The 10,403-nt window shown below is 71.7% G+C and carries 11 protein-coding genes; 7 read left to right on the forward strand and 4 right to left on the reverse strand.

Going from position 1 to position 10,403, the window contains the following annotated elements; genetic code table 11:
• Positions 1 to 79: 79 nt before the first annotated feature.
• Positions 80 to 931 (reverse strand): hypothetical protein, encoded by an 852-nt coding sequence (locus tag ACFV6I_RS19910; RefSeq protein WP_380426671.1) that lies wholly within the window; start codon positions 929 to 931, stop codon positions 80 to 82.
• A 245-nt stretch (positions 932 to 1,176) separates the two neighbouring features.
• Between ACFV6I_RS19910 and ACFV6I_RS19915 the strand changes: the two genes are divergently transcribed.
• Complete coding sequence (locus ACFV6I_RS19915) at positions 1,177 to 1,968, forward strand: hypothetical protein (protein ID WP_380426673.1); 792 nt, start codon at positions 1,177 to 1,179, stop codon at positions 1,966 to 1,968.
• Positions 1,969 to 1,999: 31 nt separating this feature from the next.
• On the forward strand, positions 2,000 to 2,209 hold the full coding sequence (locus ACFV6I_RS19920; RefSeq protein ID WP_380426675.1) for a hypothetical protein: 210 nt from the start codon (positions 2,000 to 2,002) through the stop codon (positions 2,207 to 2,209).
• A 128-nt stretch (positions 2,210 to 2,337) separates the two neighbouring features.
• Here ACFV6I_RS19920 and mqnP read toward each other — a convergent pair whose 3' ends face one another.
• On the reverse strand, positions 2,338 to 3,243 hold the full coding sequence (mqnP, locus tag ACFV6I_RS19925; RefSeq protein WP_380426679.1) for a menaquinone biosynthesis prenyltransferase MqnP: 906 nt from the start codon (positions 3,241 to 3,243) through the stop codon (positions 2,338 to 2,340).
• Positions 3,231 to 4,688 (reverse strand): menaquinone biosynthesis decarboxylase, encoded by a 1,458-nt coding sequence (locus ACFV6I_RS19930; protein WP_063348882.1) that lies wholly within the window; start codon positions 4,686 to 4,688, stop codon positions 3,231 to 3,233. Before ACFV6I_RS19930 ends, mqnP begins: the two co-directional genes overlap by 13 nt.
• A 90-nt stretch (positions 4,689 to 4,778) precedes the next feature.
• Between ACFV6I_RS19930 and ACFV6I_RS19935 the strand changes: the two genes are divergently transcribed.
• From ACFV6I_RS19935 to ACFV6I_RS19950, 4 genes are all read left to right on the forward strand, one after another.
• Positions 4,779 to 5,186 (forward strand): PLD nuclease N-terminal domain-containing protein, encoded by a 408-nt coding sequence (locus tag ACFV6I_RS19935; protein ID WP_063348881.1) that lies wholly within the window; start codon positions 4,779 to 4,781, stop codon positions 5,184 to 5,186.
• A 451-nt stretch (positions 5,187 to 5,637) separates the two neighbouring features.
• A complete protein-coding gene (locus ACFV6I_RS19940) occupies positions 5,638 to 7,239 on the forward strand; it encodes an acyl-CoA carboxylase subunit beta (RefSeq protein WP_063348880.1) in 1,602 nt (533 codons plus the stop codon).
• Positions 7,240 to 7,322: 83 nt separating this feature from the next.
• On the forward strand, positions 7,323 to 7,532 hold the full coding sequence (locus tag ACFV6I_RS19945) for an acyl-CoA carboxylase subunit epsilon (protein WP_063348879.1): 210 nt from the start codon (positions 7,323 to 7,325) through the stop codon (positions 7,530 to 7,532).
• 226 nt (positions 7,533 to 7,758) lie between these two features.
• On the forward strand, positions 7,759 to 8,376 hold the full coding sequence (locus ACFV6I_RS19950) for a ScbR family autoregulator-binding transcription factor (RefSeq protein WP_063348878.1): 618 nt from the start codon (positions 7,759 to 7,761) through the stop codon (positions 8,374 to 8,376).
• 67 nt (positions 8,377 to 8,443) lie between these two features.
• Here the strand turns inward: ACFV6I_RS19950 and ACFV6I_RS19955 are convergent, their stop codons facing one another.
• Positions 8,444 to 9,070, reverse strand: coding sequence for a ScbR family autoregulator-binding transcription factor (locus ACFV6I_RS19955; protein WP_063348877.1), 627 nt, complete (start codon positions 9,068 to 9,070; stop codon positions 8,444 to 8,446).
• Between the two features lie 350 nt (positions 9,071 to 9,420).
• Between ACFV6I_RS19955 and ACFV6I_RS19960 the strand changes: the two genes are divergently transcribed.
• Positions 9,421 to 10,403: ScbA/BarX family gamma-butyrolactone biosynthesis protein (locus ACFV6I_RS19960; RefSeq protein WP_380426677.1), on the forward strand; the 983-nt coding region annotated here is incomplete at its 3' end.

A 10,403-nucleotide genomic window follows, 5' to 3' on the forward strand; every position in this document is an offset into this window, starting at 1 on the left:
CCCGGGCGGCCTCACCCCCCCGGGCCCCCCCCACCCGTAGGCCGCACTCCCCGACCGCCGGCCCCCAGCCGGCACCCGATCAGGTGACAGGGGCCAGGGCGAGTCCGCGGGCGGCGAGGAGAACGCCGCGGGCTCGGGCGGCGCCGGTACGGGCGGTGGCCGGGTCCGGGGCGACTCGCCGGGGGACGAGGCCGGCACAGGAGCGGCAGATGCCGGGGCGGGGCACCGGATCGCGGCACTCCGCGCATTCGGAGCGGGCAGGTGCGGCGACGGCGGGTTCACGCGGCGGTGGGAGCTTGCGCTGCAAGCGGTTGCGGAGCAGGCCGACCGGCGAGTGCAGGGGCCGCGGCAGGTCGGGGAGCAGGGCGTGGGCGAGGTCGGCGTCCGTGTGGCCCCTCGCCAGCCATTCGGCGACGAGGGGTGCGAGGGCGACGGCCTCGGCCTCGCCGAGGCGCAGGCGGGGCTCCCGGCGGATCACCCGGTGGAGTATGGCCACCGCCTCCCGGACGTGTGGATCGGTCTCGGTCAACGCGGCCGGGAGGGTGGGTACTTCTTCCGGGTTCTTTACGGGAGGGGCGTCAGAGGGGCCGGTATCAGGCTCACCGGGGGCCGGGGGTGGGTCACTCGGCGGCCCCGGGCGCTGAGGAGTGTCGTACACGTGCACCTCGGTCCGGATCGTGCCGTCGGGCATCCGGACCTTCTCGACCCGGTAATACCCGGCGTCCTTCAGCTCGTTGAGCGTCCGGCGGATCGTGCCACGCCCCTGCGGGCTGCTGTCGGCCATGCCCCTGCCGTCCTCACGCCAGCCGTCCGGACGGGAGAGGAGGTCCACGAGGAGTCCTCGGGCGGTGTAGCTGAGGCGACGGTCCTGGAGGAGTCCGTTCGGAAGGACGGAGAAAAAGCGCGAGTGCGCGCTACGATGAATCTGCATGGGGAGTGTCTGCTCCTGGTGCCGGACCCCGGGGTGTTGGTAGCACCGCTGGGGTCTTCTCTTTTCTGCTTGCGCCACGGAACGTAACACGCTGATAGCAGCTGGTGTTAACCGGATTGACGATCAATCAGCGCGCGAAGCACTCGGGGGCGCACGCGAGTTGGCGCGCGCCTGGTAGACGATGGCGCATGAACCGGAGACCCGCACGCATGGGGCGTCTCATACTTCTCGCCTACGTTCGAGGCATGACAGAGAAGCGAGTTGACGAGGCGTCACCTGTACTGGTGGTCGGCGTCCCCGGAGCGGTCGAGCGACACGTCGGGCTGCAGCTCGCCGCCGCCGGGATGCGCGTGCGGACGCTGACACAGCGGGCCCTGCTCGACCCGGCATCGCTGGAGGCGGCGGTCCAGGAGGCGGGCGCGGTGCTGCTGGGGTGGCCGTTCCCCACGGCGGACGAGGCCGCGGACGCGGTGGGGGTGCTGGCCCGGGAGGTCGGGCGGGTGGTGTTCCTCTCCTCGACGGCCGTCCGGGCCGAGGGCGAGGTGGAGGCGCTGCTCGCCGGGAGCGGGGTCCGGCACACGGTGCTGCGGGCGCACGGGTTCACCGCCGCGCTCCAGTGGGCGCAGGAGATCCGCTCCGGGGGCGCCGTGCAGGGCTACGGCGGCGCGGCCGGACTGAACCCGGTGGATGAGCGGGACATCGCGGCGGTCGCCGTCCGCGCCCTCACCGAGGACGGCCACGACGGCGCGCACTATCTGCTCACCGGCCCGGAGTGCCCCACCCAGGCGGAACAGGTGGACATCATCGGCGAGGCCGCCGGCCGCCCGGTGAAGTGGCAGGAGATCCCCCGCGAGGCGGCCCGCCGCCGCATGTCCGCCACCGGCCGGCCCGGGGTGGCCGTCGACAGCGCACTGGACTTCATCCACGCCCGCATCACCACCCCGAACCCGGCCACCACAACGGTCCAGGACCTCACCGGCCACCCACCCCGCAACTTCCGCACCTGGGCCACGGATCACGCCGCGCTGTTCCGCTGACCCGGCTAGGACGAGACGAGAGGAATGCCCCGTGAGTCACTCTGAGCCCGACCCCGTCCCTCGTGCATTCGCCGCCCACTGGGCCACCATGGCGGAGATCAAGCGGGCCCCGGCCACGGCGGAGGCCTTTCGACGGGCGAGCTACCTGGCCAATCACGCGGCGACGGAGGAGGAATGCCGCCTGTACGCCACGGAGGTCGCCGTGCTGTACCGGGCCGCCTTCGAGGCGGTGAACGGGTGAAGTTGGGGCTGGGCGTTAGTTCGATCAGGGCCAGGGACGTCTCCAGCGACAACGTGGCGCCCCTGGCAAATGTTGGTCGACGATAAGCACCAACGGCGACGGGGTCTACGCAAGCGGCTTCGCGGGGATCAGACCCCGATCCCACGGATGATCAGGTCCAGCAGGGCGAAGACGAACAGCGAGATGCCCACGAAGCCGTTGGTCTGGAAGAACGCCCGGTTCAGCTTGGAGAGGTCGTTCGGCTTGACGATGGTGTGCTCGTAGACGAACGCCCCCGCGACGACGACCAGGCCGACCCAGAACGCCGCACCGGCGTGGGTCAGGAGCGCGAACCACCCCAGCAGGAGCGTCGTGACGACGTGGCACACCCGTGCGCCCCAGATGGCCGCCGGGATGCCGAAGCGGGCCGGTACCGACCGCACCTTGCCGTGCCGGTCGGACTCGACGTCCTGGCAGGCGTAGATGAGGTCGAAGCCGCCGATCCACACGCCGACCGCGACGCCCAGTACGAGGGCGTCCCACGACCAGGTGCCGGTCACCGCGAGCCAGGCGCCGACCGGGCCCATGGCCTGGGCGAGGCCCAGGATGGCCTGCGGGAAGTCGGTGAAGCGCTTGCCGTACGGGTAGACCACCATCGGCACGACGGCGACCGGCGCGAGCGCCAGGCAGAGCGGGTTGAGCATCGCCGCCGCGCCGAGGAAGACGATCAGCGCCACGGCCGAGCCGGCGTACGCCGTCTTCAGCGACACCGCGCCCGTGACGAGTTCGCGCGAGGCCGTGCGCGGGTTCCGGGCGTCGATCTCGCGGTCGATGATCCGGTTGGCGGCCATGGCGAAGGTGCGCAGGCCGACCATGCAGACGGTGACGATGAACAGCTCGCCCCAGTGCACCCGCTCGTCGGCGAGGAACATGGCCGTCAGTGCGGCGGTGTAGGCGAAGGGCAGGGCGAAGACCGAGTGCTCGATCATCACCAGGCGCAGGAAGGCCTTCGTGCGCCCCGGGGTTTCGACGGCAGCCGTGCTCACAGCCCGTATTCCTTCCAGCGGCGGGACACCAGGGCGGCCGTGGCCGGGTCCGACTCGACCATCTCGGGCCACCCGCCGTCGCGGGTGTACCCCTCCTCGGGGAGCTTGCGGGTCGCGTCGATGCCGGCCTTGCCGCCCCAGAACTGCTGGTAGGAGGCGTGGTCGAGGTGGTCGACCGGGCCCTCGACGACGGTGAGGTCGCGGCTGTAGTCGACGTTGCCGAAGGCCCGCCAGGCGACCTCCTGGTAGTCGTGCACGTCGCAGTCGGAGTCCACCACGATGATCAGCTTGGTCAGCGACATCATGTGGGCGCCCCAGATGGCGTGCATCGTCTTCTGGGCGTGCTTGGGGTACTTCTTGTCGATCGAGACGATCACGCAGTTGTGGAAGCCGCCGGCCTCGGGCAGGTCGTAGTCGACGATGTCCGGGATGATGATCTTCAGCAGCGGCAGGAAGAACCGCTCGGTGAACTTGCCCAGCGGGCCGTCCTCGGTCGGCGGGCGGCCGACCACGATGGACTGGAGGATCGGGCGGCGGCGCATCGTCACGCAGTCGATCTTCAGCGCCGGGAACGGCTCCTGCGGGGTGTAGAAGCCGGTGTGGTCGCCGAACGGGCCCTCGGGGAGCATCTCGCCGGGCTCCAGCCAGCCCTCCAGCACCACCTCGGCGTCGGCCGGGACCTGGAGCGGGACGGTCTTGCAGTCGACCATCTTCACCCGCTCCCCGGCGACGAAGCCGGCGAACAGGTACTCGTCGATGTCGCCGGGCAGCGGCGCGGTGGCCGCGTAGGTCACGGCGGGCGGGCAGCCGAAGGCGATCGCGACCGGCAGCCGCTCGCCGCGCTTCGCGGCCACCGCGTAGTGGTTGCGGCTGTCCTTGTGGATCTGCCAGTGCATGCCGATGGTGCGGCGGTCGTGCCGCTGGAGCCGGTAGAGCCCGAGGTTGCGGATGCCGCTGTCCGGGTCCTTGGTGTGGGTGAGGCCCAGGTTGAAGAAGGAGCCGCCGTCCATCGGCCAGGTGAACAGGGCGGGCAGCTCGTCCAGGTTGACGTCGTCGCCGGTGAGCACGACCTCGTGGACCGGCGCGTCACCGGACTTCACGTGCCGGGGCGGCACGTGCGCCATCGAGGCGAGCTTGCCGAAGGCGTCCCGGAAGCCGGTGAAGCCCTGCGGCAGCTCGGGCTTGAGCAGGCCGGCGATCTTCTCCGCGATGTCGTCCGGGCCCTTGAGGCCGAGCGCCTTGGCGAGGCGCCGCTCGGTGCCGAAGACGTTCATCGCGAGCGGCATCGACGAGCCCTTGACGTTCTCGAAGAGCAGCGCGGGGCCCTTGGCCTTCTGGACCCGGTCGACGATCTCGCCGATCTCCAGGTGCGGGTCCACCTCTGCCTTGATGCGCTTGAGGTCGCCCTCACGGTCGAGTGCCCGCAGGAACGAGCGGAGATCGTCGTATGCCATGCCTGTCAGTATCCGCCACCGGATAGCCTGGCTCCGTCAAGGGCCCCGGGAAGGCACCCGCCCCGACCGCCCCGCAGGGAGATCGCCGCCGTGCTGAGAATTCTTCTGACCATCGTCCTTCCGCTCGCGCTCTGGGTGTGGGCGTTCATCGACTGCCTGACCACGTCCGAGGACCAGGTGAAGCACCTGCCCAAGCCGGTGTGGGTGCTCATCGTGCTGCTGTTCCCGCCGGTGGGCCCGATCGCCTGGCTGGTGGCCGGCAAGCAGCGCGGCCTCCTGCGGACCGGGGCTCCCGACGACGCCGACGGTCGTCCGGGGCAGCCGGTCCGGCGCGACGGCCGCCCGCTCGCACCGGACGACGACCCCGAATTCCTCGCTTCGTTGAAGAGGAGCGACAACGATCACGAGGACATGCTGAAGCGGTGGGAGGCCGATTTGCGCCGCCGCGAGCAGGAGCTGCGAGGCGAGGACGAGCCCGAGGACGGCCGAAAGAGCTGATCGGAGCCACTGGGGGGATCCCCCGGACAGCCCACCCGGACGGCACCGGGTGGGCTGTGGTGTTTTTGGCGCTTCCCTACGACTCGGCGCCCTCTAGCACGGATCCGTACCGGTGCCCGACCGGACTTGAGCGGGGCTTGAGCAAGGCGCAAGAGGGCCGCCCTACATTACTGAACGAGGGCCCTGACCTGCGCTTTTCTTCATGTTCAGATCATCGGGCCATCACCTGACCGACAGCCCCCGGTATTCGAACGGACACCCAGTGCTCCGGCTTCGACACCACCGCTTCTGTGCAGGCCTGACATCTAAACGGACCTGACCTTGTACGGAATCGACGCCGAAACCAACGCACGGCCCCTCGTACAGTCATAAGTGAAGAAAGTGATTCGCAGCCGGGGGCACAGCAGACGTTGGCTGTCGGACAGTTCCCTCACCCTTGGAGTGGTTCGAGATGACGGTTGTGCATGAGGCGCCAGTCGACGGCGAGGTCCCCGAGGTCGCGGCCGACGCCCGCGGGCGGGTCGCCGAGCTGCACGAACTGCGCGAGAAGGTGCGGCGCGGCCCCAGCGAGAAGGCCACCGAGGCCCAGCACGCGAAGGGCAAGCTGACCGCCCGCGAGCGCATCGACCTGCTGCTGGACGAGGGCTCCTTCCGCGAGGTCGAGCCGCTGCGCCGGCACCGCGCCCAGGGCTTCGGCCTGGAGGCGAAGAAGCCGCACACCGACGGTGTGATCGTCGGCTGGGGCACCGTGCACGGGCGGACCGTCTTCACCTACGCGCACGACTTCCGGATCTTCGGCGGCGCGCTGGGCGAGGCCCACGCGCAGAAGATCCACAAGATCATGGACATGGCCATCGCGGCCGGCGCCCCGCTGGTCTCGCTCAACGACGGCGCCGGCGCCCGCATCCAGGAGGGCGTCACCGCCCTCGCCGGCTACGGCGGCATCTTCCAGCGCAACACCAAGGCCTCCGGCGTCATCCCGCAGATCTCCGTCATGCTCGGCCCCTGCGCCGGCGGCGCCGCCTACTCCCCCGCGCTGACCGACTTCGTCTTCATGGTCCGCGAGACCTCCCAGATGTTCATCACCGGACCCGACGTCGTCCAGGCCGTCACCGGCGAGAAGATCACCCAGAACGGCCTCGGCGGCGCCGACGTCCACGCCGGCGTCTCCGGCGTCTCCCACTTCGTCTACGACGACGAGCAGTCCTGCATCGAGGAAGTCCGCTACCTCCTCTCCCTGCTCCCCCAGAACAACCGCGAGATGCCGCCCCCCGCCGTCAACGACGACCCCGTCGAGCGCCGCAACGACACCCTCCTCGACCTCGTCCCCGCCGACGGCAACCGCCCCTACGACATGCGCAAGGTCATCGAGGAGATCGTCGACCACGGCGAATACCTCGAAGTCCACGAACGCTGGGCCACCAACGTCCTGTGCGTCCTGGCCCGCATCGACGGCCACGTCACCGGCATCATCGCCAACCAGCCCCAGTCCCTCGCCGGCGTCCTCGACATCAACGCCAGCGAGAAGGCCGCCCGCTTCGTCCAGATGTGCGACGCCTTCAACATCCCCCTCGTCACCATGCTCGACGTCCCCGGCTTCCTGCCCGGCGTCGACCAGGAGCACGACGGCATCATCCGCCACGGCGCCAAGCTCCTCTACGCCTACTGCAACGCCACCGTGCCCCGCATCCAGCTCATCCTGCGCAAGGCCTACGGCGGCGCCTACATCGTCATGGACTCCCGCTCCATCGGCGCCGACCTCTCCTACGCCTGGCCCACCAACGAGATCGCCGTCATGGGCGCCGAAGGCGCCGCCAACGTCATCTTCCGCCGCGACATCAACGCCGCCGAAGACCCCGACGCCATGCGCGCCCAGAAGATCAAGGAATACAAGAACGAACTGATGCACCCGTACTACGCGGCCGAACGCGGCCTCGTCGACGACGTCATCGACCCCGCCGAGACCCGCCAGGTGATCGCCTCCGCCCTGGCCATGCTCCGCACCAAGCACGCCGACCTGCCCAGCCGCAAGCACGGCAACCCGCCGATGTAACGCCCGCGCCCACGCGCGGCCCGCAGCACGCAGTTCCGAGCGACCACCACACACCACAAGCCACCGGGGGAGAAAACCAGACCATGACTGCTTCCGCCGAACCCCTCGTCCGTATCGTCCGCGGCTCGCTCTCCGACGAGGAGCTGGCCGCCCTCACCGCCGTGCTGATGGCCCGGGCGGCCGTCGCGCAGCAGGCCGCCGCGACCGCGCAGGTCGAGCCGATCGCCAACTGGCAGCGCCTGGAGCGCCGCCCGGCCTACTACTCGCCGGTCAGCTGGCAGCAGGCCGCCTGACGGCCCGGAACCTCCCGCGACGGCCGGTCACCCCACCCGGGTGGCCGGCCTTCCGGCCTTCCCGGCGGCCTGGGGCACCGGTCCCGGCCGCCCCGACCACCGGGTGTCCGCTCCGCCCCGGCGCGGCTCGGTAGAATACCTACTGGACGGTATGCGGCCCGCCGCCCCGTCGGCCCCCATAGGATCGGCCGCTGCCGATGGACCAGAACTATCCAGGGAGGCTGCGATGGCCAGGCAGGCCCGCGCGCTGGCGACCCGCCAGACGGTACTCCTCGCGGCGGCCGAGGTGTTCGACGAGCGGGGCTACGCCGCCGCCACGATGTCCGAGATCCTGGACCGGGCCGGTGTCACCAAGGGCGCGCTGTACTTCCACTTCCACTCGAAGGAAGAGCTGGCGCTCGCCGTCATCGAGGGGCAGGGCGCCTGGCTGGGCACCTGGCAGCCGTCCTCGGACAGCCCGGTGCAGACCCTGATCGACCTCGGGTACGCCTTCGCCCACGCCCTCCAAGACGACCCGCTGGTGCGCGGCAGCATCCGGCTGACGATCGAGCACGGCAGCTTCACCCAGCCGCAGATCGCCGCCTACCAGGGCTGGTCCGACGTGGCCCGCGGGCTGCTGGAACGCGCCCGGGACGCCGGGGACCTCCACCCGGGGATCGACCTGGCGGCCGCCGCCGGGGTGATCACCGGGGCCGTCACCGGGATCCAGCTGAGCTCCCAGGTGCTGACCGACCGGCGGGACCTGATCCAGCGGATGTCCGACCTGTGGACGCTGGTGCTGCCCGGCCTGGTCCAGCCGCACGCGCTCGCCCGGCTGAGCGTCGCCGAGCGCGTGCCCTCCTAGGGCGTCTCCCGGGGCGTCTCCCGGACGTTTCCCAGGGCGCTTGCCGGGGCTCTCCGCCCAGGGCCGCTCAGAGCCGGTAGCCGGCGCAGTGCTCCACCGCCACCAGGGCCGGCAGCGCGGCCGCCCAGAGTCGGCCGACGGCCTCCGGACCGGGCCGGTCGGCCTCCTCGGCGGCGAGCAGCACCTGGCCGGCCGCCATCGTCGTCAGCAGTTCGGCGGCGGCCCGGCGGTCCAGCCCGGGGCGCAGCTCGCCGGCCTCGGCGGCGCGGTCCAGCAGCCGGTGGACGACGGCGGTGAGGCTGCGCCAGGCGGCGTCCGCGCCGGGCGGGCCGTCCGGGGTGTCGGCCCGGGGCGGGCCCTGGCGGCCGAGCCGGACGCCGGCCCGGACCATCACGTCCTCGCGCAGCAGCCGGGCGAGTTCGTGCGAGAAGTCGATCAGGCCCTGGAGGGCCGGTCCGCCGGAGCGCAGGGCGCGCAGCGCGGCCGAGCCGATCTCGCGCCCGGCGGCGGCGCGCACGCCGTCGGCGAGGGCCTGCTTGGAGACGAAGTGGAAGTAGAGGGCGCCCTTGCTCACCCCGGCCCGGCGGCTGATGTCGACCAGGCTGGCGGCTTCGAAGCCCACGCCGGCGAACGTGTCCGCCGCGGCGAGCAGCACGGCACGCCTGGTCCGCCCCGCGCGTTCCTGCTTGACCACTGGGCCCCTCCGGACTCGGCCGGACGCGTTTCCCCCCGCCCGCCCCGCTGCTGTCAGCGCGCCGCCGTTGGGGGCGACGCCTCGCATGCGGACGGCGCCGACCGAAACCGCATGGTTGGTATCTAATCTAGCTCCTTCGCGGACCCCGCCGTCCAGTGGGGAGCACCCCCGCCCCGGGCCTGCCGCCCCCCGGGCGGCCATTACCCCAGTCCAGGGTAGGGGTAGCGTGGTCGCGTCGGGCTGCGCGGCAGGGGCCACCCCAGACGCAGAAGAGAAACCGGGTGGTCTGTATGTTTTATCTCAGGCGACCGTACCGGCCGCTCGACCGTCACCCTGGAGTAGGGCCCGTCATGCCATTGATCGTAGAGCCGGACGCCCACGGTCCGTACGCCCACCCCGGTCCCGGCTACGACTTCCACGAGCGGACCGTCTCCCGCCACCTGGTGCACCGCACCTCGGTGTCCGAGGTGTTCCTCACCGGCTGGCAGGCCACCGGTCCGTACGACTTCCTGCTCGGCGCCCAGTGGCCCCGGCTGCACGCCTTCTACCGCCTGCCCGGGGACCGCTTCCACGACCCGGTGCTGATGGCCGAGACCATCCGACAGGCCGGGCTGCTGGTCGGCCACGCCGGCTTCGGGGTGCCGCGCGGCCACCACTTCGTCATGGAGGACCTCTCCTACGCGCTCGGCCCGGACGGGCTGCGCGGCCTGGCCGTCACCACCGGGCCGGCCTCGCTGATGCTCGCGGTCGGCTGCGAGGACGTCCGGATGCGGCACGGCCGGCTGGTCTCGCTGCGGGTGCACATCGACATATCCCGGGACGGCCACCCGATCGGCCACGGCTCCGGCCAGTTGCGGGTCGTCTCCCCCGCCTCCTACGCCCGGCTGCGCGGCCCCGAGCGGCGGGCCGCCACCCTGCCCCGGCTGCCCGCGCCCACCGCGCCCGAGCTGGTCGGCCGCGCACAGCCCACGGACGTCGTGCTCAGCCCCACCCTGCGGCCCGACACCTGGCTGCTGCGCACCGACGCCGGGCACCCGGTGCTGTTCGACCACGAGCTGGACCACGTGCCCGGGATGCTGGTGCTGGAGGCCGCCCGGCAGGCCGCCCAGCGGCTGCGCCACCCCGAACCGGTGGTACCGGTCGAGCTGGTGACGTCCTTCGACCGCTACATCGAGCTGGACCGGCCCTGCCTCGTCCAGGCGGTCCACGAGCAGGCGCCGGACGGGCCCCGGCGGGCCCGCCGCGGGGGGGAGCTGCTCCTGCGGGGGGGGGGGGGGCCCAGGCGGCGGCTGTCGCTGACCAATGGGCGGGCCGGCGGCCGTCTGGGGGGGAC

The organism is Kitasatospora sp. NPDC059803 (assembly GCF_042732255.1).
Lineage (GTDB): Bacteria > Actinomycetota > Actinomycetes > Streptomycetales > Streptomycetaceae > Kitasatospora.

Excerpts from the sequence above, each read along its gene's own strand:
- ACFV6I_RS19910 (WP_380426671.1), bottom strand. The coding sequence starts at position 931 with ATGCAGATTCATCGTAGCGCGCACTCGCGCTTTTTCTCCGTCCTTCCG.
- ACFV6I_RS19915 (WP_380426673.1), top strand. The coding sequence starts at position 1,177 with ATGACAGAGAAGCGAGTTGACGAGGCGTCACCTGTACTGGTGGTCGGC.
- ACFV6I_RS19930 (WP_063348882.1), bottom strand. The coding sequence starts at position 4,688 with ATGGCATACGACGATCTCCGCTCGTTCCTGCGGGCACTCGACCGTGAG.
- ACFV6I_RS19940 (WP_063348880.1), top strand. The coding sequence starts at position 5,638 with ATGACGGTTGTGCATGAGGCGCCAGTCGACGGCGAGGTCCCCGAGGTC.
- ACFV6I_RS19945 (WP_063348879.1), top strand. The coding sequence starts at position 7,323 with ATGACTGCTTCCGCCGAACCCCTCGTCCGTATCGTCCGCGGCTCGCTC.
- ACFV6I_RS19950 (WP_063348878.1), top strand. The coding sequence starts at position 7,759 with ATGGCCAGGCAGGCCCGCGCGCTGGCGACCCGCCAGACGGTACTCCTC.